Source organism: Mesorhizobium sp. WSM2561 (assembly GCF_000513915.1).
GTDB classification, from domain to species: Bacteria; Pseudomonadota; Alphaproteobacteria; order Rhizobiales; family Rhizobiaceae; genus Mesorhizobium; species Mesorhizobium muleiense.
Genome location: NZ_AZUX01000025.1, coordinates 61,114 through 84,230, shown reverse-complemented (window position 1 = coordinate 84,230; position 23,117 = coordinate 61,114). Strand labels below are relative to the sequence as shown.

General features: G+C 64.2%; 32 protein-coding genes. 25 read left to right on the top strand and 7 right to left on the bottom strand.

The features are described 5' to 3' along the window. From M727_RS0121415 to M727_RS36965, 6 genes are all read left to right on the top strand, one after another. Positions 1-492 (top strand): hypothetical protein, encoded by a 492-nt coding sequence (locus tag M727_RS0121415; protein WP_027154387.1) that lies wholly within the window; start codon positions 1-3, stop codon positions 490-492. After that, a complete protein-coding gene (locus M727_RS36970; RefSeq protein WP_198032671.1) occupies positions 492-1,349 on the top strand; it encodes a hypothetical protein in 858 nt (285 codons plus the stop codon). Before M727_RS0121415 ends, M727_RS36970 begins: the two co-directional genes overlap by 1 nt. A gap of 307 nt (positions 1,350-1,656) precedes the next feature. Next, a complete protein-coding gene (locus M727_RS0121405) occupies positions 1,657-2,019 on the top strand; it encodes a hypothetical protein (RefSeq protein ID WP_036262918.1) in 363 nt (120 codons plus the stop codon). 389 nt (positions 2,020-2,408) lie between these two features. Next, positions 2,409-5,591, top strand: coding sequence for an SGNH/GDSL hydrolase family protein (locus tag M727_RS0121400; RefSeq protein WP_027154385.1), 3,183 nt, complete (start codon positions 2,409-2,411; stop codon positions 5,589-5,591). A 4-nt stretch (positions 5,592-5,595) separates the two neighbouring features. Further along, positions 5,596-6,315 (top strand): SGNH/GDSL hydrolase family protein, encoded by a 720-nt coding sequence (locus M727_RS0121395; RefSeq protein WP_027154384.1) that lies wholly within the window; start codon positions 5,596-5,598, stop codon positions 6,313-6,315. Positions 6,316-6,348: 33 nt separating this feature from the next. Continuing rightward, entirely contained in the window at positions 6,349-6,936 is a 588-nt protein-coding gene (locus tag M727_RS36965) for an acyltransferase (RefSeq protein WP_051505673.1), read from the top strand. Between the two features lie 88 nt (positions 6,937-7,024). Here the strand turns inward: M727_RS36965 and M727_RS42415 are convergent, their stop codons facing one another. The 4 genes from M727_RS42415 to M727_RS0121370 form a co-directional block, all read right to left on the bottom strand. Next, complete coding sequence (locus M727_RS42415; RefSeq protein WP_198032670.1) at positions 7,025-7,195, bottom strand: hypothetical protein; 171 nt, start codon at positions 7,193-7,195, stop codon at positions 7,025-7,027. 152 nt (positions 7,196-7,347) lie between these two features. Further along, complete coding sequence (locus M727_RS0121380) at positions 7,348-7,542, bottom strand: hypothetical protein (protein ID WP_027154383.1); 195 nt, start codon at positions 7,540-7,542, stop codon at positions 7,348-7,350. A 136-nt stretch (positions 7,543-7,678) separates the two neighbouring features. Then, positions 7,679-7,849 (bottom strand): hypothetical protein, encoded by a 171-nt coding sequence (locus tag M727_RS42410; RefSeq protein WP_198032669.1) that lies wholly within the window; start codon positions 7,847-7,849, stop codon positions 7,679-7,681. A 120-nt stretch (positions 7,850-7,969) separates the two neighbouring features. Continuing rightward, positions 7,970-8,149, bottom strand: coding sequence for a hypothetical protein (locus M727_RS0121370; RefSeq protein WP_027154382.1), 180 nt, complete (start codon positions 8,147-8,149; stop codon positions 7,970-7,972). Positions 8,150-8,264: 115 nt separating this feature from the next. On the opposite strand from M727_RS0121370, the gene M727_RS0121365 reads away from it, so the two are divergent. From M727_RS0121365 to M727_RS0121315, 10 genes are all read left to right on the top strand, one after another. Further along, positions 8,265-9,074, top strand: coding sequence for an N-acetylmuramidase family protein (locus M727_RS0121365; RefSeq protein ID WP_027154381.1), 810 nt, complete (start codon positions 8,265-8,267; stop codon positions 9,072-9,074). Then, on the top strand, positions 9,071-9,289 hold the full coding sequence (locus M727_RS0121360; RefSeq protein ID WP_027154380.1) for a hypothetical protein: 219 nt from the start codon (positions 9,071-9,073) through the stop codon (positions 9,287-9,289). The genes M727_RS0121365 and M727_RS0121360 overlap by 4 nt, the downstream gene beginning before the upstream one ends. Before the next feature lies 1 nt (position 9,290). After that, a complete protein-coding gene (locus M727_RS0121355; protein WP_036262915.1) occupies positions 9,291-9,551 on the top strand; it encodes a hypothetical protein in 261 nt (86 codons plus the stop codon). Beyond that, positions 9,536-9,772, top strand: coding sequence for a hypothetical protein (locus tag M727_RS0121350; RefSeq protein WP_036262912.1), 237 nt, complete (start codon positions 9,536-9,538; stop codon positions 9,770-9,772). The genes M727_RS0121355 and M727_RS0121350 overlap by 16 nt, the downstream gene beginning before the upstream one ends. Further along, on the top strand, positions 9,769-10,110 hold the full coding sequence (locus M727_RS0121345) for a hypothetical protein (protein ID WP_245268744.1): 342 nt from the start codon (positions 9,769-9,771) through the stop codon (positions 10,108-10,110). The genes M727_RS0121350 and M727_RS0121345 overlap by 4 nt, the downstream gene beginning before the upstream one ends. Positions 10,111-10,204: 94 nt before the next feature. Next, positions 10,205-10,498 (top strand): hypothetical protein, encoded by a 294-nt coding sequence (locus M727_RS0121340; RefSeq protein WP_027154376.1) that lies wholly within the window; start codon positions 10,205-10,207, stop codon positions 10,496-10,498. 517 nt (positions 10,499-11,015) lie between these two features. Further along, entirely contained in the window at positions 11,016-11,336 is a 321-nt protein-coding gene (locus M727_RS0121330; RefSeq protein WP_027154375.1) for a hypothetical protein, read from the top strand. Positions 11,337-11,649: 313 nt separating this feature from the next. Further along, positions 11,650-11,946 (top strand): DUF1236 domain-containing protein, encoded by a 297-nt coding sequence (locus tag M727_RS0121325; RefSeq protein ID WP_027154374.1) that lies wholly within the window; start codon positions 11,650-11,652, stop codon positions 11,944-11,946. Between the two features lie 104 nt (positions 11,947-12,050). Beyond that, positions 12,051-12,335 (top strand): hypothetical protein, encoded by a 285-nt coding sequence (locus M727_RS36960; RefSeq protein WP_245268729.1) that lies wholly within the window; start codon positions 12,051-12,053, stop codon positions 12,333-12,335. Positions 12,336-12,372: 37 nt separating this feature from the next. Next, positions 12,373-12,606, top strand: coding sequence for a DUF2934 domain-containing protein (locus M727_RS0121315; RefSeq protein ID WP_027154373.1), 234 nt, complete (start codon positions 12,373-12,375; stop codon positions 12,604-12,606). 108 nt (positions 12,607-12,714) lie between these two features. On the opposite strand, the gene M727_RS0121310 is transcribed toward M727_RS0121315, so the two are convergent. Continuing rightward, entirely contained in the window at positions 12,715-13,053 is a 339-nt protein-coding gene (locus tag M727_RS0121310; RefSeq protein ID WP_027154372.1) for a hypothetical protein, read from the bottom strand. 275 nt (positions 13,054-13,328) lie between these two features. On the opposite strand from M727_RS0121310, the gene M727_RS0121305 reads away from it, so the two are divergent. From M727_RS0121305 to M727_RS0121265, 9 genes are all read left to right on the top strand, one after another. Continuing rightward, on the top strand, positions 13,329-14,054 hold the full coding sequence (locus tag M727_RS0121305; protein ID WP_027154371.1) for a GntR family transcriptional regulator: 726 nt from the start codon (positions 13,329-13,331) through the stop codon (positions 14,052-14,054). A gap of 2 nt (positions 14,055-14,056) precedes the next feature. Continuing rightward, positions 14,057-15,121 (top strand): ADP-ribosylglycohydrolase family protein, encoded by a 1,065-nt coding sequence (locus M727_RS0121300; RefSeq protein ID WP_245268720.1) that lies wholly within the window; start codon positions 14,057-14,059, stop codon positions 15,119-15,121. Between the two features lie 17 nt (positions 15,122-15,138). After that, positions 15,139-16,119 (top strand): PfkB family carbohydrate kinase, encoded by a 981-nt coding sequence (locus M727_RS0121295; protein ID WP_027154369.1) that lies wholly within the window; start codon positions 15,139-15,141, stop codon positions 16,117-16,119. A 44-nt stretch (positions 16,120-16,163) separates the two neighbouring features. After that, a complete protein-coding gene (locus M727_RS0121290) occupies positions 16,164-17,219 on the top strand; it encodes an ABC transporter substrate-binding protein (RefSeq protein ID WP_027154368.1) in 1,056 nt (351 codons plus the stop codon). Positions 17,220-17,242: 23 nt separating this feature from the next. Continuing rightward, positions 17,243-18,112, top strand: coding sequence for an ABC transporter permease (locus tag M727_RS0121285; protein ID WP_027154367.1), 870 nt, complete (start codon positions 17,243-17,245; stop codon positions 18,110-18,112). Beyond that, the gene (locus M727_RS0121280) at positions 18,112-18,900 is read left to right on the top strand and encodes an ABC transporter permease (protein WP_027154366.1); all 789 of its coding nucleotides are present in this window, start codon (positions 18,112-18,114) and stop codon (positions 18,898-18,900) included. The genes M727_RS0121285 and M727_RS0121280 overlap by 1 nt, the downstream gene beginning before the upstream one ends. Next, positions 18,900-19,964, top strand: a complete 1,065-nt coding sequence (locus M727_RS0121275; protein ID WP_027154365.1) for an ABC transporter ATP-binding protein — start codon at positions 18,900-18,902, stop codon at positions 19,962-19,964. Before M727_RS0121280 ends, M727_RS0121275 begins: the two co-directional genes overlap by 1 nt. 68 nt (positions 19,965-20,032) lie before the next feature. Beyond that, positions 20,033-21,280 (top strand): aconitase X, encoded by a 1,248-nt coding sequence (locus M727_RS0121270; RefSeq protein ID WP_027154364.1) that lies wholly within the window; start codon positions 20,033-20,035, stop codon positions 21,278-21,280. After that, positions 21,277-21,708, top strand: a complete 432-nt coding sequence (locus tag M727_RS0121265) for a DUF126 domain-containing protein (RefSeq protein ID WP_027154363.1) — start codon at positions 21,277-21,279, stop codon at positions 21,706-21,708. Before M727_RS0121270 ends, M727_RS0121265 begins: the two co-directional genes overlap by 4 nt. A gap of 103 nt (positions 21,709-21,811) precedes the next feature. Here M727_RS0121265 and M727_RS0121260 read toward each other — a convergent pair whose 3' ends face one another. Further along, complete coding sequence (locus tag M727_RS0121260) at positions 21,812-22,843, bottom strand: LacI family DNA-binding transcriptional regulator (protein WP_027154362.1); 1,032 nt, start codon at positions 22,841-22,843, stop codon at positions 21,812-21,814. A gap of 49 nt (positions 22,844-22,892) precedes the next feature. Next, entirely contained in the window at positions 22,893-23,099 is a 207-nt protein-coding gene (locus tag M727_RS0121255) for a hypothetical protein (RefSeq protein WP_027154361.1), read from the bottom strand. Positions 23,100-23,117: the final 18 nt, after the last annotated feature.

Sequence of the window (23,117 nt, the reverse complement as noted above, 5' to 3'; positions counted from 1 at the left end):
ATGTGCACACTTGCCCTTATCGGCACGGCTCTCTCGGTCGGCGGCGCGCTGATCGAAGGCCAGCAGTCGCGGCAGATGGCCGACTACCAGGCCAGAGCCTACGAGCAGCAGACGCGGGCCGACGCGCAAGCCGCGGCCTTCGAGCAGGGCCAGGAACGCCACAAGCAGGATCTGTCGCTGTCGCAGGCGCGCGCCCGGGCCGGCGCCTCGGGCGTCGCCCTGTCAGGCTCACTGAGCGAGGTGCTCGCCGCCAATGCAAGGCAGGGTCAGCTCGACATCAAGGCGATCCAGTACGGCTCGCAGCTGCGCCAGAACAATTTGACCACGCAGGCCGCCATCTCGCGCTTTTCCGGCAGGCAGGCGGCGGCTGCCTCGATCTTCAGGGCCGGCGGCAATCTCGTGTCCGGCCTTTCCGGGCTGTACGACCCGAGCAGAGCGGTGACGTTCGGCAACAGCGCCTTTCCGCCGGCGCCGGGCGGAGGGCTTTACTGATGGCGACCATCCCCCTCCAGCTCGCCCAGCGCCGGCTCGACAGCGGCAGCGTGGTTTCCTATCCCGACAGCTCGCCGGTCGGCGCCGCCATGCAGGGCTTTGGCGATGAGCTCGCGGCCGTCGCCGAGCGTTTCCGCCAGCAGAAGCAGCAGCAGGACGCGTTCGACGCCGAGGTCATCGGCCGCGAGCTGAACGGACAGATCGCCCAGGCCGAGAAAGAAGCGATCCAGAATGCGCCGGCCGACGGCCGCGGCCTGCACGACGCCATGTATGGCCAGGCACGCAACGGTGTCGTCAAGCCCGGCCTGTTCGACAAGATCTTCGACAGCACCGTGCCAAAAATGCCGGAAAGTGAACGCGCCAGCTTCATCAGGCAAAAAGAGGCGATGAGATTGGCCGGGTCGGCGCGCATGGCCGCACAGCAATATGCGCGCCGCCAGGACTATGAGCAGGCCGAATGGTCCAAGGCGCAAGCTACGGAGCTCAATGCCATCGCGCAGAGCGACCCGGACGACACCGCGACGTTCGAGGCGATCAGGCAGGGCGGGTTCGACTTCATCGCCAAGATGGGCAACCCGGTCGCCCGGCAGCTGGCCGAAACCGGCTGGCGCAGCAACACGGCAAAGGCGCTCGCCCAGGCGATGCTCGCCAAGGACCCGAAGCGCGCTGCCGAAATGCTGGGTGCTGCGCCGGCCGCGCAGGCCGGTGGCGGTGAAACCACAGGCGCTGAAGGCACTGATCTGTCGGCGAAAAACCCGAATGGGCCCGCTTCGGGCGACGACCGCCTTGCTGATCTGACGCCCGACGACAGGGTTGCGCTCGCCCGGCTGGCCGGCGTCTCGGCGACGCAAAACTGACGTCGGCACCGGCGACCTGGCCAGGTTCTTCTTGTTACCTGGCCTGTTGCGTTGCCGTTGGCCCGCCGGCATCTTTAATGGCCTCTTCATGTTAGTGGGCTTTTTTATGGGAACCTAAAGCCCCTCACAGGCATGGGGTGGTTTCCAGGGCGATAAGAGCGACGGCGGCCTTTCTTACAACACAGACTTGTGGTTCTGGATTTGAAATTCCCAAGCGCTGATGCGATCATTGGCAAATCCACCTCGCCCATCCAGGCTTCTCAGATGAAGGACTGACCCTACCTTGTTGCGCCTAGATTCTTTTCCGATGCTGGCAAGGATCGTTTTTCCGATCACGTTGGCCGGCGTTCTCCTGCTCACGCTTCTGCCGGCGCGGTTCTTGCCGGATCTCGGCACGGCCGTCACGCTTCACGACGACAAGCTGCAGCACGCCATCGCCTTCGCCGTGCTGGCGGCCCTGGGAAGCCTCGGCTGGCCGGAACACAGGACAAGGCTGATTGTTCTCCTCGCCTTTACCGGCGCGGCGATCGAGGTGCTTCAGGGCGCGCAACTGATCGGGCGCGACCTGGATGGGCTCGACTGGGTTGCCGACTGCGCCGGCATAGCGTTGGGACTGACAATCGCCGGGACAAGCAGGCGCGTTGGCAAGCGCGTCGGCGGATTGCCGTAGGTCGCTGCGGCGGTTCAGGATAAAAGCGCTCCGTAGCGATCCTGCGCGCCCCCCTCTGTCCTGCCGGACATCTCCCCCACTTGGGGGGAGATCGGCTGCTTCGCGGACAGCGTCTTTTTTGCAAGGCTGGTGGTTGGCGAAATCAGTGATGAAGGCCAATCTCCCTCCTTGTGGGGGAGATGTCCGGCAGGACAGAGGGGGCGCTGTCCCTCCGCGATCAAAGGTTCTGCACCGCAGCAGCGCTCCGATGTCACGGAATAGATCTCAGGGTCTGCTCCGCACCCGCGGCGGCTAGTCGCCGATGTGCCATAGGCCGCGCGTCCCGCCGCGCTGGAATCATAGCACTGTCAAGCCTCGCTTCGCGGGGCTTTTTTTATGGAGCAAGCCTGATGGCCCGACCCGCAACTGCCGCCGTTCGACTTCTGACCGGCGAACGCGAACCCGTGCGCCTGGCGACCACGGCCAGCATCCTGCTGCATCGCCTGCAGACCATCGACGGCGTGCCGGCTGAGGTCGGCGACCGCGTGCTGGTCAAGGACCAGGCCGACCCGATACAGAACGGCATCTACACGGTGAGCGAAGGCGAGTGGTTCCGCGCCGCCGACGCCCGCACCGCCCGCACCTTGCAGAGGGGAACGACGGTTCACACCCAGATCGGGTCGGTCAATGCCGGCCGGGTGTTTGAATTCAGCGCCGACGAGCCGGTGGTGGGCAGCGATGCCATCACCATTGCCCCGTTCGTGCCGCCCGATATTTCGCAGGTGGTCGGTGCGGTGGTGACGCTGCGCGATGAAACGCAGGTGCTGAAGCATGCCACCGAGGCCAGCGCCGGCCAGGCCGCCGCCAGCGCGTCCACCTCCGCTGCCAATGCTGGACAGACTGCCGCCGATGTCGCTTCTACGGCGGCCAACCTGGCCGGCGCCCAGGCGGCACGCGACGCGTCGCTGTATGGCAAGGGCATCTTCCCGACGATCGTAGCCGCGATCGGCTTTGGCGTGGCTGGCTTCAGTGCCCTGGTCGGCGGCGCCGGCGGCACGAACGGCACGTTCGATCTGGCGTTTACCGGCGGCGCCGGTTCTGGCGCCGCAGGACGCTTCGTTGTCGCTGGCGGTGCTCTGACGATGATCCTGATCACGGCACCCGGTTCCTACACGGTCGCGCCGAGTTTCAGCTTCGCGGCGTCTGCGGGACTGGCCGGCGCAAGTGCGGCGGCGGTTTTGGGCCGGAATGTTGAAGTTGGTGAATACTTCTGGACCGAAATCAGCGATGGCATCCTTGGTATGTACACCGTCGCGGTCGGGCCGGTTGCCGTCGAGACCGGTGTTCGCACGTCGGCAGCGGAAGTTGTCGGCTTGATCGGATCGCGGACGGTTGGGCCGGTCCTGATCACGGGCTCCGTCGGCGGCACGGCTGTTACCAATACCAGCGCCTATTATTGGCCGGGCTCTCTGTCGGCTGTCGATGAGTTTCTTTCGAGCCTAGAACTAGGCTTCGGCGCTGGGGCAGGAACAATCCATATCGTAATTGCCCAGGTCGAGGGCGATGGCACTTTAACTCTCGTCTCTCAACAAACCATCCCTGTCGTTGCCGGCCCGTCTTCCGTCAACTCGGGTCTCTCGATCCTGAAGCCAGCCGGTAGTGTCATGGGCCTGCAACGGACAGGAGCCGGCACATGGTATTATACGGCGGGGTCCATTCCGAACGGCGAAAGCAAGTGGTTCACGGCGACGGTTCCTACGTCACACACAGCCAAGACCGTCGACTTTATCAATGGTCCGCAATGGAAAGCCACTTTCACGGGCGAAGTCGGCACAAAGGCGCGTGCAGCCTACGACACCGCAAACGATCTGGTCGACATCGTCGGCACTGAGCAGGTGGTCGGCTGGCCGAACCTGGTCAACACTGGCACGAATACCCCGGCGAACTACAGCGTCGTCATGCAAACGCCAGCGCCGGCCGATGGTTACATCACGGAAATCGATGTCGGTGCCAGCGGGGCCGGCACGGCCAACATTCACGTCGTCCAGGCCAATGGCGATCTAACTGTTAACGTGATCAGCACGCATCAGATCACGTTGGCCAATGGTGTGAGCGAAATCCCCCTCAGCATACCGATTGCAGCGGGGCAGTATCCGGCAATCAGCGGCGGCGGCTACAAGTTTCAGAACAGCGTCAACCCGCAAGGCATCCCCGCATGGTTCAGGTCTGGCGTACTGTCGAACGGCGCTATTGTGGCATCATCGACCCTGCACCGCTATGAGGTTGCGTTCACGATCAAAACTGGCCTCATCGCCGACGCTACGCGGGCTCTGACAGGCGGCACACAGAACACCGGCATGAACCTGCTGGCGGACGCCGACCCGAATGGCGTCGTTGACGCGACCGCAATCTTTGCCTCGGCCGCTGCTGCCCATCCAAACCCGTATGTGCCGCCCGGCAGCTTCGCGTTGACGGCTATGCCTAAGTGGGGTGACGGTTTTTGGGGACCAGGAAAGCCGTTCGTCGGCGGCCGGAGGTTCTTCGTTCCGGCCCGCCCGTCGCTGTTTAATCTCTATGATGGCTTCCGGGCCAAGATGGCAGAGCATATCGCCAACAACGATGTGCTCTGCTTGATCGCCGATAGCATCGGTCATTGGGCGTTGGCCAGCAATGGCCCGGCGCATTGGTTTAATCGAGTTACCCAATTTGCCAATCTCGGCATTGCCGATGACGAGCCTGGCATGACGGCGCTGCGGCCAAGCTCCACCTACACGCCGGCCTTCTATGGCGTTGCGACCAGCGGAACCGTCTCGACGGGAACGCGCGGGCCACTTGGCGAAAGCATCATCCTTGCGGATGGCGCGTCCCTGGCGTTCACTGGAGCTTATGAACAGGTCGATGTCCACTACACCCGGGACGCCGGTCAAGGTTCGCTTGCCTTCGCTTTCGACGGTGGCGCGGCGTACAAGACCGTCAATGCTGCCGGCGCTCTGGCGCTCGATCAATATTCCGGCCCGTCGATGACGGGGCAGGCTGCCAGCGGCAATTACACACTGACGGCGGTAGGCGGCCCTGTCGAAATAACCGGGCTTATCCGTCTTGGAATTAAGGTGCCGGGATCCCGTCCTCGACTGCGCTCACTGCGCGCCGCGCATGGGAGCTATACCTTCGCGTCGTTTAATATGGCGCGCCTTACATCAGCAATCGTCCAAGCGAGCTATGCTGGAGGCAAGATCGTGCCGATACTCGCGCTTGGCATCAACGACAGTTTTGGTACCGCGCCGGCTACGATTTCAACGAACATCACTGCGGTGCTTAATACGCTGGAGGCAGCTGCCGCACCTCGCATCCTTGCGATGCCGCCGACGCGCCCGTCTTCGGCCTGGGATGGTAGCTACACTGGAGGGCGGACTTACGACGCGGCGCTTGGCGCTATCCGCCAGACATACCGGTCACGAAACGTGCTGACGATCCCGATTGATGGTTTCGATTATATCGACGCTGGAGCCTATCAAGAGGGGCTTCACTTCAACGACGTCGGCCATGACAGCAACGCCTTGCGCTTCATCGAATATGTCGCGGAGAGGGGATAGGCAAATGGCACAGGCAATTCAGCACAAGGGTGAGACGGTAGCCAAACTCGGGGAAGGCGAGGAGTGGGTCGTTGTCGGCACCAAGATCGTGATCTTCAAGCCAAGCAATCCGACGTACAGCCGAGAAATCTCAACGATCGGCGCCTACTATGCGCCTTTACTCGCCGGACAGACGGGGATGATACTTACCAATCTTTGCGTCAGCGGCTCTGCGCTGGGGCTGAGCACGACTGGCTACCCGAGCTACGGAATGTCCAACAGAATCGTCGACATTCCGGCCGATACGGAGATCGTCACTCTGGAGCCCGGCCCGAACCCCTTCGGCGCGCAAGAGACGCCTCTGGGTGCCTTCGGCGACACGACCTATGCCACTCACTATGGGTCGCTGTGGGCGGCCTGCGTCGCTATCCGCTTGCAGGCACCGAGCGCTAAAATCGTCATGATCGGAACGTACAGCGGCGGTCCCAGCCACGCGACCCATCGAATCGGACGTGTCAACGGTCAGGGCAACACGATGGATCAGTTCTTCGAGGCGGAGCGCTATGTGGCACATGCGCTCGGAATCCCGTTCATCAACATTTCTCAGAGCGGCATGGGCTACCTCACGTCGACCCTGTACATGTCGGACGAGCTGCATCCGAATGCAGCCGGCAGCCTGCGCCATGCCACCTATGATGCCGAATGCCTGCGTCAAATGGTGCGTCGGGGTCACTTCGACGCCTAGACTGAAATGGTGGCGTGTGGCAGATGTTCGCAGATGCGTATCTTCTCCACTATTCTCGCTGTTCGCCGCCGCTTTTCGTCTTGGATCGCCACAGGCGCCGCGAGGGAGAATGCCGTCATCGGGCCGCGCACGAAGTTCGGTGCCGGGGCGGAGATCTTCAATATTCATGGCGACAAGTCCCGGGTCACAATCGGCGCGGACAGCCATCTGGACGGACATCTGCAGGTCTTTGCCCATGAGGGTCGGATCAATATCGATGACTGGTTCTACCTTGGTCCAGGCTCGACGATTTGGTCATCGGATCCGGTGGGGATCAAGGTCGGCAAACATGTCCACGTCTCGTGGGGGGTGGCGATCCACGATACCAACTCGCATCCCATGGACCCGCAGAAGCGTTTTGCGCAGATGCAGGCCATCTTTCGCGAAGGCCATCCGCGCGTCGACCCAGGCATCCGCTCAGCACCGATCACAATCGGAGATGATGTCTGGATCGGCAACAGTGCCATGATAATGAAGGGTGTCACGATCGGCGACCGGGCGATAATTTCAGCCGGCTCAATCGTACGGTCGGACGTTCCGGCCGACGCTTTGGTGCGGCCGGACCGCGACCTAGTGAAATGAAATGATGCCTTCGCTCATCAATGAGCGTCGTCCCATCATAGAGCGCCAACCATTCGCTTGCGCCAAGGCGCGGGCGAATGGCAACGGGCTAATGACGGCTGTCTTGCGGCTTGTTGTGAGGCTGGCTGTTCGACCACCAGACAAAATACAGCGAACCCATCTTCATGACCGGCACGCGACGCTCGCGTTCGCGCCCCCGCAATTCGCGATAGACTTTTACCTTCAAGGTGCCGCCCGGCAGTTTGATGCGCACGGCCATCGGTTCAACTCCGCTGTGCAATTCAATGATGATGTGCGATGCAGCAATTAGAGAACTTCCCCAGCCGAAGAGTCAGCCGCCGATGGGCGCGTTTGTTGGCTTGACCGGAAGGGTTCAAGCGCAGCCGCCCGAGGACGGCTTTTTTCGGGCCGTCAAGGCGCTGCCTGAGACCGGTTTGGATCGTCGTCGGGCTGGTCGTTCAACGGACGCGGCCGGTTCGACCACCAGCTGAAATACAGCGAGCCCAGCTTCAGAACCGGGATGCGGTGGGCGCGCTCACGTTCGCGCAACTCCCGATACACCTTCATCTTCAAGGTGCCGCCCGGCAACCTGATACGCACTGCCATTGCTCCCAACCCCCGTTGTGCAATGCAGCGACTTAGAGAGCTTCCGTGGCGGAAGTGTCAAGGGCTGATCGTTGATTATTTCTGCGGCTGTTTCCGGGACCGCTTCCAGAACGGTCCGGGCGCAGGCTCGGGATCATCAATTTGGCGGGCGTCCGGACGGACGATCCGAAATGCTGCTCGGCCACCAGACGATGAAATAGTCTCCAAGCCGCCAGACCGGGACTTGGCGCTTCTGCTCGCGGCGGCGCAGCTCGTCCTTTTTCTTGATCTTCAGTGTCCCGCCCGGAAGCCTGATCCTGATTGTCACGCACCCTCCCGCACCTGTTCCCACAGGGTACGAACGGTTCATGGGAGCAGTTTATTCCGGCTAAGCGGTTTCCATCCCGATGGCAATACGGATCGAGCTGTTCTCAACAGGTCAATGCCGTCAGTTGAAGAAATTCGCCATGCCCTGGAAGGCCAGGAACGCATAGACGATCGGCCCGACTATCAGCCCGCAATAGAGGCACAGGATCACCGCCAGCGCCACAAGCAGCGGCTTGTCGCGGCCGACCGCGCAGAGCTCGGCCTTCACCGTCCAGCGCGCCGTTCCTTCGTGTTGCGACATCTGCAAATCCCCACAGTTTGGGGCCATTTCACACAATCGCCTGCAAACATCAACCGGGCGCCTGCAAACATCAAGCTGGCGCCTGCAAACATCAACCTGGGAAAGGACCAAGACCATGGACATGACGTTCAAGGGCGCCGTCAGGCGCCTCGACGATCTCGATCTGCCAAGACTCGGCGCCAGCATCGGCGTCGGCGAAGACGAGATCCACGCCTTTCTCGATGTCGAAACCAGCGGGCATGGCTTCGACGCCCAGGGCCGCCCGGTCATCCTGTTCGAGCCGCATGTGTTTTATCGCAATCTGGCGGGCGCGGCTCGGGCAAAGGCGGTAGCGGCCGGTCTTGCCTATGCCAAATGGGGCGAAAAGCCTTATCCCCGCGACAGCTATCCGCGCCTGAAAGCCGCCTGCGCCATCGACGAGACGGCGGCGCTCAGATCGGCGTCATGGGGGCTCGGCCAGGTGCTCGGCGAGAATTTCAGGGCGGCCGGCTTCCCCACCGTGCAGGCCATGGTCGAAGCCATGATGGCGGACGAGGCGCTGCAGCTGGCGGCGGCGGTCAATTTCATCGCCGCCAACCGGCTCGACGGCAAATTGCGCAAGCATGACTGGGCCGGCTTCGCCAAGGGCTACAACGGCGCATCCTACGGGAAGAACGCCTACGATATCCGGCTTGCCGAGGCATTCCGCAAATGGTCCGGGATCAGGGACACGCCGCCCGCTGCGGCGCCGGTTCCGATCCCGCAGCCGCCGCAACCGAACGGTTCGACGCCCGCCAAGGCAGAGCCGGGCAAAGCCGGAGTGCGGCGCGGACCGTTTTCCGGATCGTTGTCCGGATTATGGGCCGCAGTGCTGGCTCCGTTGGTCGCCGCAATCCTCTCCCTGTTTCGAAAGGCCCCCTCCTTGTTTCGAAAGGCAAAGCCATGAACTGGTTCAACACCAACGCCGCGCACAATCTAATCAATGTGCTGATCCTGCTGCTCACCGGCCTGGTCGGCTTCGACTGGATGCTGTTCGGCATCGACGCCGCCCTGGCGCTAAAAATCACCGGGGTGCTGGCCCTGCTCAAGATCCTGATCAATGTCGTGCGCGACGGCGTCGCCGGCCTCGTCAGAAACCAGCCTGCCGTGGAGGGCAATTGAGATGTGGGTGCTTTCCATGCTGGGCGCGCTCGCCGGCAACACGACGATCTTGGCGATTTTTGCCGCGCTCGTCGGCGGCATCGGCCTGTTTGTCGCCGGCGGTCGGGCCAACAAGGATGCGGCCAGGCGAGCGGCGGAAAAACTCGTTGCCGTCGAGGAGCGCCTTGAAATGGACCGCGAGGCGACCGATGCCGAGCGCGCGGCGCGCGACCTGCCGGACGAAGCCGCACGGCAGGAGGCGATGCGATGGGCAAAGCGCTGATTCTGCTGCTCGGGTGCCTGTTGCCCAAGTGCCTGCTGTTTGGCGGCCTGCTGCTCGCCGGGTGCGCAACGCCGGTTTCGCCGGCGCGCCAGGTCTGGTGCGACCACAACCAGCCGCGCCGTGCGTCCGCCGCCGTCGTCGCCGCCATGACGCGGCCGGAGCTCGACGAAATCAATGCCTACAACGGCAAGGGCGCCAGATGGTGCGGGTGGAAGCCATGATACAGGAGCTTCTCGATGCGCTCGGCATCAAGGCGCCGGTGGTGGTCGCCGGCCTTTCCGGCGGGATTTTGCGAGCCTTGTCGCGCCACCGCTACAAGGTTCGCGAGATGGTGGCGTCGCCGATCTGCGGCGCGCTGGCGGCGGCCTACCTGACATTGCCGGTGGTGCATTACTTCCGCGCCACAGGCCTGGCGATTCCAACCAACGACGACACCACGACGCTGGCCGCGGCGTTCCTCATCGGCGTCTCGGCGATGTGGATCTCGGACATCGTCTTCGAAGTGGTGGTCAGGCGGTTCAAGCCGGAGAACAAGGAGTGGCCGGAGAAGGAGGAGTGATCGCGGCTGACTTGTTGCGCCCTCGTGCCGTTGCGCAGGGTGCGGAACCACGGGCGAAGCTGCGCGTTAGGCACGACCTTTGCGAGGATGCAGCATGCCAGCTCGCCCAATCGTCCCGACAGCCGCAGCGATCCTGATCGCCGCCACAAGCATGGCTCACGCCCGGCCGGATACGCGCGCCATGACATGCGAACAGACGCAGTTTCTGATCCAGAGCCGGCGCGCGGTGGTGCTGACCACCGGCCGCAACACCTATGACCGCTATGTCCGCCGGTTCGGCAATGAATGCGACTGGCCCGAAGTGCCTGTCGCCTCCTATGTCCGGACGCTTGACGGTCAATGCCGGGTCCACCGATGCGAGGAACCGGTGTTCGATTTCCCGGACTAGGAGCGCTGTTGCATGCAGAACCTTTGATCGCCGAGGGACGGCGAAGGATCGCTACAGAGCGCTTTTATTCTGAGCCGCAGCATTCTTCGGCTGATGTCACGGAATGGATCCTAGGGTCTGCGCCGCGTCGCTTCGCTCCTTGCTTGCCCTAGGATGACGAAGGCGTGGTGGGATTTGGCTAATCGCCAGCGCTGGAGATTGGCGGTTGCAGGCCAGGGGTTCCGCTCTAGAAGCCGAAGAACTGCCAGCCGATGAGATAGCCAAGCGCGACGACTGCCAGGGGAAACAAGGCTGGCGCCAGCCGGCTCAGGGCGGAGCTCCTTGCCGGCTCCCTTGGGGCGCTTCTTTCGGCGTTTCCGAGGTTCTTGGTCATTCCGCTATAGTAGCAATCGCTGATTAACGATTCCCCAACATGCCGCGCCGGCGCGATGGAGCCGGGCGGCTTGCTGCAGGCGGGAACCAATTGCCGCCAACCGGCTTTGGCAAAGAGGCGATGGTTCGCGCGGAGGAGTTCGACATGAAACCTTTCGCATTGCTGCCAATCACGCTGCTCGGCGCACTGGCGCTGGCGGCGCCGGTTGCCGCCCAGACGGTTAACCAGACACAAGACCAGGCGCCTGCCGGCCACTGCCAGGCCCAGCCGCAGAACGGCGAGCAGCAGCCGCCGCCCGTCAACAACGGTGACAACAACAACCTGACCGAGACGCTTGACCCCTGCAACGGCGTGCTGCTGCCGCCGCCGACCGGCGATCAGGGCATGGCCGCACCGCCGCCGGACCAAGGCAGGACACCGGTGCTCAAGCCCGGCGAGGTCCCGGCGCAGCCGCCGAAACCATAGATTGGGGGCATTTGCCGGTCTCGCGCCTGACGTGCCGGCGCCGGCAGGGATTTTTGCCGCAGAGCGGAACATTAGTTATCGCTAAATGTTCTTCTCGAAGCAGTCGATATCACCCCCCTCCGGTATCGCTGCTGGTCGGGCAATCCGATCGGCCCGCGCGCTTGGCGACCAAGAACGCGGGCCACTGCCAGCCAAGGCGACGATCAATTAGCCGCCACTCACGGAACAAGAAGGTTTCGTCACGCGTTGGCAATCAGGGCAGAGTCGTCCCGACCGAGGAAGGCAGAGCCCGCAAACCAGACAGGAGAAGACGATGAAAATCCACCTTGTTCCTGCCGCCGGGCTGGCTCTGCTGGCTGGTGTCGGCGTCGCCACCGCAGACCAGGTGATTATCACGCCCGACCAGCAGACGGTCGTCCGCGAATATGTGGAGAGGCACCCGCTGGCGTCGATCAGCCTCCTGGGCGTGGAACTCAACGTCGGTTCCACGTTGCCCGACACGGTTGAACTTCACGAGGTTCCCGACGTCGAATACAGATACGTTGTCGTCGACGATCGCACCGTGCTGGTCGATCCCGGCACCCGCAGGATCGTGCAGGTCATCGACTGACCTTCACCCGCCGCTCTCCCAGGAAGACGCGGGAAGAGCGGCGGCTCGCCGGCAGGCTGCCGGCTGTCGATCGTCTTCGTGGCGGGACGGAAGGAGCCATTTCCATGTTGCCGCATGTCGAATCACGCGATGTGGCCGCATCCGTCGACAAGCTGCTTGCCGAACGGGGCTCGGCCCTGTTGTCGATGAAGGCGTTGATTGCAGCCGTGCGTGAGCAAACCGGAACCGAGCGCTCGGACGCGGATCTGGCGGGGCTGATCACCAAGAAGGCGGCACTCCTCGGGGTCGCGGTCCTGTCCGATTTGGGCGGACCAGACCCGGGCCGACCCGACTCTGGCCGACCCGATCTGGGCCGAAGCCCCCAAGACGCCGGTCGAAAATTCAGCTAGAAGTTGTCGCTCACCGATTTGAGCCGAGGAGGCAACAGTGACTGATAACAGGCAGGAACGCATTCGCCGGCGGGCTCACGCGATCTGGGAGCAGGCCGGCCGGCCCGACGGCGCGCATCAGCAGCACTGGGACCAGGCCGCGGCCGAGATCGACGGTGGGGAGAGCCGGCCGAAAGCCAAGCTGGCCAAGAGCCCCGCAGCCGCCAAGGACACCAAGCCCAAGGACAACAAGCCAAAGGCTACCAAGCCGCGCAAAGGTTCAGCGAGCTAGTCTTCAAGCCTGGACCTGGACAAGGACAAGGCGCCCAACAAGGCGCAAACGCTTCGGCCGCGAAGCCATGTCGCGGCCGAAAGCGTGAACTCCCGAAATCGATCTCGGCTACATGCCGCAGTGCCTGTCGTTGACGGTCGGTGAAACCGTGCCGGGAGCCTTGTGCGTGGCATCAGGCATCGCGCCCTGCGGGCTTGGCGGGCAGTTCCGATCGGCATTGGAATTCGTGCCGTCGGGGCCCGCAATGATGCTACCGGTAATCCCGGTATCGACAGAATCCGGCTCGGCCAGGTTCGGATCGGTCGGGGCCGGGTCGATGACGACGCTTCTGCCGCTGCCGGGAGCCATGCCAGCCTCTGTGTCGGCTGGGTCGGCTGTGCTCTGGGCCATCGCAGAGGTGGCCAGACCAGCGGCGAGCACGGACGCCGCGAGTAACTTCGTAAGCATGTTTTGCCTCCATTTGTCTCCATTTTTTGGTCGTCGCCGCATCGCGACTACAGAAAAAACCGCTCGGGGGTGGTGAAGGTTCCCATAAAATTCCAGCCTGCGACGAACCGTCGTGATCGGAGGGGCCGTCGTGATCAGGAGGGGCTGTCGTGATCAGCAGGGCAATCTTGCCCGGGATGCCGGGAACCCAAAAGCGTGCCGGCCGCGAGCCGTTGACATGACTTGCCTATCGGGTTATTGAACAGGATTATACAGGTTTACTGAACAGGTATTCCATGGCGCGTCGCACGACCCTGTCGTCTCCCGGAACCGGCAAGCCGGAACGGATCGCCACCGTCCTCGAGCACGAGATCCGCTCCGGCGTGCTCGGCTTCGGCGACCGCCTGCAGAGCGAGAACGAGCTTGTCCAGCGCTTCTCCGTCAGCCGCAACACCATCCGCAAGGGGCTCGAGGAACTGTCGAGCCGCGGGCTGATCACCACCAAGGTCGGCATCGGCTCGTTCGTCACCTTCGACGGCATGCCGGTCGACGACGCCGTCGGCTGGTCGCGGGCGCTGGCCAATGCCGGCGCCAATGCCGAGACGCGCACGCTCCGGCTCGAAGTCATGCAGGATGCCGAGCTCGCTGCCACACTCGGCGTCGAAAGCCCGTTCTTCATCGCCGTCGACCGGGTGCGCTCAAACGCCGATGACGGCCACGCCATCTCGATCGAGCGCAGCCGTCTGCCGCTGTCGCCCGAACTGGAGGACGTGCCGCTGCGCGGCCTGCGCGAGGGTTCGCTGCACCAGACGCTGCGCGCGGCGGGGCTTGTCCCCGATCACGGCGAGGAGTGGGTCGATATCGAGATGCTGAGCGCCGAGGACGCGGCCATTCTCGATTGCGCGCCCGGCGCGCCGTTCCTGCGCACGCGGCGCCTGACGCGGGCCGCCGACGGCCGCGCCATCGAATATGTCACCAGCCTGCTCAATCCGGCGCATTTCGCGCTTCACCTGGAGTTCTGAGCATGGATACGCCGAGAATGGAGACGCCGAGCATGGAAACGGCCGCGGCGATCGACCGGGCGATGGGTGCGCTTGTCGGCGGGGCGCTGGGCGATGCGCTCGGCATGCCGACGCAGCTTTTGTCGCCGGCCCGCATTGCCGAGCTCTACGGTGCTGTCGAGGATTTCGTCGCGCCCGCCGCCGACCATCCGGTGTCGAAGGGCCTCGCCGCCGGCACCGTCACCGACGACACCGAACAGGCGCTGCTGCTCGGCCGCATCCTGGTTGCTTCAGGCGACGGCTTCGACCACACGCGCTGGGTCAAGGCGCTGCTCGACTGGGAGCGCGAGGTCAAGGCGCGCGGCAGCTACGATCTGCTCGGACCTTCGACCAAGCGCGCCATCGACGCCATCAATGACGGCGTGCCGGCCGAGGAGGCGGGGCGCAGCGGCGACACCAATGGCGCGGCGATGCGCATCGCGCCGGTCGGCATCATGATGCCGCCGGAGCCGCTCGGCGCGTTGGTCGCCAAGGTGGCGGAAACCTGCCGCGCCACGCACAACACCTCGATCGCCATTGCCGCGGCGGCTGCCGTTGCCGCCGCCGTCAGCTGTGGCGTTGCCGGCGGCGATTGGCGCGCCGCCTCGGATCGCGCGGTCGTGGCGGCCAGACAGGGCGCAGAACGCGGTCACTGGACCACCGGCGGCGATATCGCTGCGCGGATCGACTGGGCGAGGGGCCTGGTTCGCGGCAAGGCCGTCACCGACGGCATCCGGCTGATCGTCGACCTGGTCGGCACCGGCGTCGCCAGCCAGGAATCGGTTCCGGCGGCCTTCGCGGTGCTGGAAATCGCCGGCGGCGATGCCTGGCAGGCGGCCGTCATCAGCGCCAATCTCGGCGGCGACACCGACACGATCGGCGCCATCGCCGCCGGCATGGCAGGCGCCTGCGCCGGCTTTTGCCGATTGCCGCAGGAACACGTCGCCCGGCTCAAGGGCCTCGACATCGTGCAGGTGCGCGCGCTCGCCGCCGACCTGGTCGCGGCGCGGATGGCGAAAACCAGCGCGGGCAAGGATGCGGCGGCATGAGCGGAGCTCAGCCTGACATGAGCGGGCGTCTCGTCCATATCGGCAGCGCGGTGGTCGACCATGTCTACCGCATCGACGCCTTGCCGGCGCCCGGCACCGAAAAGACCGCATCGAGCTTTGCCCAGGTCGCCGGCGGCGGCTTCAACATGATGGTCGCGGCCAGCCGCACCGGCATGAAGGTCGTCTTCGGCGGCCAGCTCGGCAGTGGGCCGAATGGCGACTTCCTGCGCGCCGCCTTTGCCGCCGAAGGCATCGCAACGCTGACCCCGCCATCACCGGTGATGGACAGCGGCAATTGCGTCGCCATGATCAGCGGCGACGCCGAGCGCACCTTCGTGTCATGGCCTGGCGCCGAGAGTGTGCTCAGCCTCGGCATGATGGCGCCTGTCCGGGTTGCGCCTGATGATTGGGTGTTCGCCTCCGGCTACACGCTGAGCTATCCCGGCAGCCGCGACGCGCTGGCCGACTGGATCGAGGCGCTGCCGGCGGAGATTCCCCTTGTCTTCGATCCGACGCCTGTCGTCTCGGACATTCCGCGCGCCATTCTCGACCGGGTGCTGGCGCGCACAAGCTGGTTGAGCTGCAACACAACGGAAGCGGCCGAGATCGCCGGCCGCCGCGATGTCGAGGCCGTTGCTGCCCGGCTGCTGGCCAGCCACTGCCCGAGCGCCGACGGGGTCGTCATCCGCGCCGGGGCAAAAGGCTGCTTCGTGCGGCTGGCGGACGGCACCGCGCGGACCATGCCCGGATTCAACGTCACCGCCGTCGATACCAACGGCGCCGGCGACACCCATATCGGCGCCTTCGTCAGCGCGCTGTCGCGCGGCGTGCCGCCCTTCGCAGCGGCGGGCTACGCCAATGCGGCGGCAGCGCTCTCGGTCACCCGCCATGGCGGGTCGTCGGCGCCGACCGACCAGGAGATCCAGACTTTCCTCAGCCATGACGATCGATCCGTGCATGGCGGCAGGCAAGAGGCCCATTTCCGACTGCAAAAATGACTTAAACAAGCTCGCCAACCGGGCAAACAATGAGAGGAACGAACATGCGCATGCCCAAACTGACTGGTTTTCTCACGGCAACCGCCGTCTTCGCTTCCGCACTGGTCGTCAGCGCCGACGAGGTGCATGTGCTCAACTGGAAGGGCTACGGCGCCGACGAGCCCTGGGCCATCGCCGCCTTCGAGAAGGCGACCGGCAACAAGGTCGTCAACGACTTCTTCAACTCCGAACAGGAAATGCTGACCAAGCTGAGGACCAATCCCGGCCTCTACGACGTCGTCATGATCAACGCAGCCTTCAACGACCAGGCGATGGCGGAAAAACTGATCCAGCCGATCGATGCCTCGAAAATCCCCAACTATGCCGACATCAGCCGGGACAAGGCGGGTTCGCCGATGCTTGTCCGCGACGGCAAGGTCTATGGCGTGCCATGGGTGTGGGGGCTGACCGCGCTCGCCATCAACGAGAAAGCCTTCGAGACGCCGCCGACCAGCATCGCCGAGATGTGGAACGAGGCGCATAAGGGCCGCGTCACCATTCGCGACGATGCGGTCGAGGCGGTCCAGTTCGGCGCCATCGCCACCGGCCAGAACATCAACGACATCAAGGATATGGAGGCGGTCAAGGCGAAGCTGACCTCGCTGATGCCGCAGATCAAGACGTTCTGGAGCTCGGAAAACGACTGGAACCAGATGGTCGCCTCCAATCAGATCGACATCGGCACTTATTGGAGCGGCTCGGCCGACCGCGCCAAGACGCATTTCAAGCTGCCGGTGTCGCTGGTCATCCCCGGGGAAGGCGCCGTCGCCTGGCTCGACGCCTTTTCCATCCCGGTCGGCGCCAAGAATGTCGCCGGCGCCGAGGCCTTCATCAACTACATGATCGACCCGAAATTCTACGTCGAATGGGTCACCAAGGTCGGCGCGCCGGTCTCGGCCAACGCCAAGGCGGTCGCCGCCCTTCCCGAAGATGCCTTCAACCGCAAGGTGATGGGCGACCCCGATGTCGCCAAGCGCATCCAGTTCCAGGCGCCGATCAGCGACGCGCAGCGCGAGGCTTATCTGGCGCTGTGGCAGGAGCTCAAGGTCAACGTGAAGTAGCGCAAGCTTTTCGGGAGGAGCATATGGCAGGACAGGTCGCGACCGGTTCGAGGAGCGGATTGCGATCGGCTTTGCCGCTGCTTGTGCCGGCCTATCTCTGGCTGACGGTGGCGATCTTCTTGCCGCTGTCGGCCATGGTGTTCTTCTCCTTCATGACCGAACTGCCGCTGTCGGGAAAGGCGTGGTCGTTCACGCTGGACAATTATGCCACCTTCTTCTCGCAAGGCCTCTACCGGACGCTGCTGCTGGCCTCGCTCAGGCTCGGGCTCGAGGTGACGCTGTGGTGCGTCGTCATCGGCTATCCCGCGGCCTATGTGCTGGCCAAGGTGCTTAGGGGACGCAGCCGCGAGGCGATCTTCCTGCTCGTCATCCTGCCGTTCTGGTCGAACGGCCTGGTGCGCATCTTCTCCTGGGCGATGGTGCTGCGCGAAGGCGGCATTCTCGATACCGCGCTCAACGCCGTGCTGCCGTTCAAGATCAACATCGACCTGATGTATTCCTATCCGGCCGTCATCATCGGCCTGGTGCACTCCTACGTGCCCTACATGGTGCTGACCTGTTACCTGACGCTGCAGGCCATCGACGATTCGCTGATCGAGGCGGGGCGCTCGCTCGGCGCCTCGCGGCTGCAGATGCTGAAACGGGTGATCATTCCGCTGTCGATGCCAGGGCTGGTCGCGGGAGCGGCGCTGATCTTCGTTCCCGTCGTCGGCTCCTTCATGGAACCGCGTATCCTCGGTGGCCGCACAGGCACTTTCTATGGCACGGTCATCGAGGACCAGTTCGTCGCCGTGTTCAACTGGCCGCTGGGTGCGGCGCTGTCCTTCATCCTGCTGGCCGTCGTGCTGGTCATCCTGGCACTGGCGTCGCCGGTGCTGAAGAGGGCCGCGTGATGGCGACGACGCGTATCCTGGAATGGTGTGGGCGCCTCTACATCTGGCTGCTGCTCGCCTTTCTCTACCTCCCGATCATCATCATGGCGCTGATGTCGTTCAACGTCTCGCCCTTCTACCAGTTGCCGTTCGAATGGACGACCGAGTGGTACGCTTCGTTATGGCAGAACGATCAACTGATCTCGGCCACCTGGAACAGCATAGAGATCGCCATCATCAGCACCATCATCGCCACGGTGCTCGGCTCGGCGGCATCGCTGGCGCTCTATCGCCATGAATTTCGCGGCAAGAAAGTCCTGCAAGCGCTGCTGTTTCCACCGATCGCCATTCCGTGGCTGATCACCGGCACGGCGATGCTGATCTTCTTCTTCGGCGTCGGCATCGGCCGTGGCCTGTTCGCGATCCTGCTCGGCCATGTGGCGCTGGCGCTGCCCTATGTCATCGTCGTCGTCTCCGCGCGGCTGCAGACCTTTGCGCCGGAGCTGGAAGAAGCGGCGCGATCGCTCGGCGCCAACCAGTGGCAGGTGACTTCGCGCGTGACGCTGCCCTGGATCATGCCGGGCGTCATCGCCGGCGGGCTGTTCGCCTTTGCCGTGTCGTTCGACCAGTTCGTGGTCTCCTACTTCCTGTCGACGCCGGGCCAGACGACGCTGCCGGTCGAGATCTACGCCGCGATCCGCAAGGGCTTCACGCCGGAGATCAATGCCGTCTCGACGATCATCATCGTCGTCTCGATGGCGCTGATGCTGCTCACGGCACGGTTCTTCAAATTCGGCGGAGAGAAATAATGGCCGGCGTGCAGGTAGCGAATTTGTCGCGCAGTTTTGGCGCGCACAAGGCGCTGGACGATGTCTCGATCGATTTCGCCGACGGCGGTTTCTACGCGCTGCTCGGGCCGTCGGGCAGCGGCAAGACCACGCTCTTGCGCCAGATCGCCGGCTTCGATTTCCCCGACTCCGGCCGCATCGCGATCGGCGGCGAGAGCGTCGAGCGAGTGCCGGTCGAGAAGCGGCGCATCGGCATGGTGTTCCAGAACTATGCGCTGTTTCCCAATATGAGCGTCGCCGACAATGTTGGCTTCGGCCTGTCGGTGCGCGGGCAAGCCAAGCCAACGATAGCCAGCGAGGTGCAGCGCGCGCTCGACCTGGTGCAGCTCGGCAAGCTCGGCGGCCGCCGCCCGCACCAGCTGTCGGGCGGCCAGCGCCAGCGCGTCGCACTGGCCCGCGCCATCGTCACCAAGCCGCGCGTGCTTCTGCTCGACGAGCCGCTGGGCGCGCTCGACAAGGCGCTGCGCGTCGACATGCAGATCGAGCTGAAGCGCATCCAGCGCGAGATCGGCATCACCACCATCTTCGTCACCCACGACCAGGAAGAAGCGCTGACGATGAGCGACCGCATCGGCATCCTGCGTGACGGCAGGCTTGTGCAGGAGGGGCCACCAGAGGAGATCTACGACAGGCCAAAGAGCGAGTTCGCCGCCACCTTCCTCGGCGACGCCAACATTTTTCGCGGCGAGAGCATCGGCGCCGGCATCCGGCTGCCGGACGGCACGGCGATTGCCGCCGCGGCAGGCGCGACGCTTGCCGCCGGCGCCAAGGCCAGCTGCGCGGTGCGGCCCGAACGCATCCGCATCGCCACCGATTCAGGGACGTCCGATCCGAACGCCAATATGCTCCGCGGCCAGGTATCCAAGCGCATCTTCGCCGGCAACAACAGCACCTATTTCGTCGATCGCGACGGGCAAACGCTCAAGGTCATCGTGCAGAACACCGGCGTTGAAAGATTGGCGGAGGGGCAAAAAGTGGTGCTGCGCTGGTCGCCGGAGAGCACGGTGCTGATCGCTGCCGGCTAGTAAAAGCTGGCGATCCGTCCCACCTGTCCCGCTGTCTGTCGAGCAAAATGGGGCGCCGGAGCATGCCGATGACGCTTGAACTCAGTGCGGGCGACCAGTCGATGCTCGACGGCGAGCACGGCCGGGCCGTGGCCGCAGCGATGAAGATACTGGTCGCCTTTTCCAACGCAGTCGGCGCGCGCAAATTGTTGGACATTGCCGGGGCGCATATCGACGGCTGCCTCTATCACGGCCAGGCCAGCCTCGATTTCGTCGAAAGGCTGGTCGAGGGCGGCGGCCGCGTTCGGGTGCCGACGACACTCAATGTCGGTTCCTTCGACCTCATCCATCCCGGGCTGGTGAAGATGCCGCCGGCGCAAGAAGTGCCGGCGCGGCGGCTGATGAAGGCGCATCTAAAACTCGGCTGCCAGGCGACCTTCACCTGCGCGCCCTATCAGACGCGGTTCCGGCCGGGCTTTGGCGAGCAGATCGCCTGGGGCGAGTCCAACGCCATCGTCTTTGCCAATTCGGTGATCGGCGCGCGCACCAATCGCTATGGCGATTTCATCGATCTGTGCTGCGCGATGACCGGGCGCGCGCCGGCCTGGGGACTGCATCTCAGCGAAAACCGGCGCGGCCAGATCCTGTTCGAGCTGACAGGTTCTTTCGAGCCTGCCGATGCCCTGTTCGTCGGCGTCGGGCTGGTCATCGGGCAAGCGAGCGGCGACCGCATTCCGGTCATATCGGGCCTGCCGCAGCCGCGCGACGAGGACCAGCTGAAGGCGCTTGGCGCGGCGGCGGCAACGACGGGTGCGGTGGCGCTGTTTCATGCGGTCGGCATCACGCCGGAAGCAAGGACGCTCGACGAGGCATTTCGCGGCATGGCGCCGGAGGCGACGATCCGGATCTGTCGCGCCGACATCGACCAGGCGCTGGCAAAACTGTCGAGCGTCCCCGACGGAGCGCCGCTTGCGGCCGTATCGCTCGGCACGCCGCATTTTTCGCACGAGGAGTGGATGCGCCTTTTGCCGCTGCTGCGCGAGGTGGCGCCGGGCAGGGGCATCCCGATCTACGTCAACACCGGGCGCGCCACTTTCAAGAGATTGCAGGACGAGGGCGAACTGGACGATGCGCAAAAGTTCAACCTCATTCCGGTTACCGATACCTGCACTTATGTCACCTCGGTGCTCGAGCGTCTCGACGGCGTGGTGATGACCAATTCCGGCAAATGGGCGCATTATGCGCCGGGCAATATCGGCGTGACAGTGGCGTTCGGCGACCTGGAAGACTGCGTTCGCTCGGCCGCTGCCGGCCGCGTCGTGCGAGGCGCGCGATGAGCCAACAGGACAGTCGAGCGCAGAACAGAGTTGGCACGTTCCAGCTTGCCGGCGAGGCGCAGGGATCGGCGCTGGTGCTGTCGCATGCGCTCAGCTTCTGGGGCGGCGTCGATGCCGAAACGGGCGACATCATCGACCGTTCGCACCCGGGCGGCAACGTCGCCGGCAAGATCCTGGTGATGGCATCCGGGCGGGGGTCGTCGTCCTCGTCGTCGGTTCTGGCGGAGGCGATCCGCAGGGGCACGGCGCCGGCCGGCATCATCCTGCAGCGGCCCGATCCGATACTGGCCGTCGGCGCCATCGTCGCCGAGTTCCTCTACGAAATCAGCATGCCGCTGGTCGTCTGCGACATATCGGGCATTATCTCCGGCGACCGGATCGCGATCGGCCTCGGCGAGGGTGCGCAAGCGATGGTGAGCAAGCTCTAGCCGGCCATCAGTCCGTACGGCATCCAGCTCAAGGTTACCCTGCTCGCCGCAGCGCCGCAGACCGCACTTGATGGCGCGGCCTCTGACATCCCTGAGCTTCCGTTCAGATCTCCGGGATGCTCTCCCTGAAAATCACCTGCAGCCTCGGCTGGTGCAGTTCGTAAGGCAAGCCCCTGATCGCATGGGTCAAGGTGTTGAGTGCTTCGCGGGCCTCGACGCGCGGGTTCTGGTCGATCACTGCATCGAGCGTGCCGTCGAGCAAAAGCTCTTTGGTGCCGTCCGTCACCTCATGGCCGAGAAACACGGTCGACAGCGCGCGGCCTCGCTCCTTGAGCGCGCGGGCGATGCCGGTGTTGCCGGCGCCGACATTGTAGATCGCGGCCAGGTCCGGATGCCGGTCCAGCAGGGCGGAGGCCTCCGCATAGGCCTTTTCCCGGTCGTCGAGCATCTCGCGCATCTCGACGATCTGCAGATTGGGCGATTCTTCCGTCAGTATGTGGCGGAACCCCATCTCACGTTCCTCATGGCCGCGATAGGAGAGCGAACCGGCGAACAACGCGACCTTGCCCGGACGCTCGGCGCCCATGAAGCGGTTGAGCAGATAGCCGGCGAGCCGGCCGGCGGCGCGGTTGTCGATGCCGATATAGGCGACCCTCGGCACATGCAGGATGTCGGACGCGATGGTGACGACCTTGACGCCGCTGGCCGACAGTGAGCGGATCGCCTCGCGGACCGTCGGGTGATCGAGCGCGATGACGCCGACGCCCTGCGTCTGACCGCGCAATTCCTGCAGCAGGCGGGCCAGCCGGTCGGGATTGAAGCCTTCGATCGTGGCGACGCGAACATCGAGGTCTGCCCGCGATTGCGCCTGCGCCTCGATGTGCCGGTGCAGCATCTTGATGAACGAATTGGTGCCGGCGGGCAGGGCGAAGTCGAGCCGTATGACATCACCGGGCGGTGCGTGGCGCGGGGTCGGGCTGTTCGAATTTTCAGCGATGTAGCCCAGCCGCTGCGCCGTCTCCAGCACGACCTCGCGGGTGCGCGCCCTGACCCCGGCGCGGTTGTTGAGCACACGATCGACCGTCGCGGCTGAAACGCCGGCTTCCCGGGCTATGTCTGTCAGGGTGGACCGCACAGTCGATCACCTCACTGCTTGCGCGCTACCGCGCATCAAAATCGCGCGTTCAACGGTTCGAATGCCGAACGACCGCTTCATGCCATCCGCGATTCTGATGGGAAATGATGTATCCGGCCTTAGCCGATGCGCAAGCCGGCGCTACGCCAAATCGTCGAGCCGCGCCGAAACGGTCGGTGCTGCGCACGATGCCCTCAAATTCAGGCCCCTCAAATTCAAGCAGCGATTGCGGTGTGATGATCTCGGTCGACTGCATTTTTCCTCCATTTGCGAT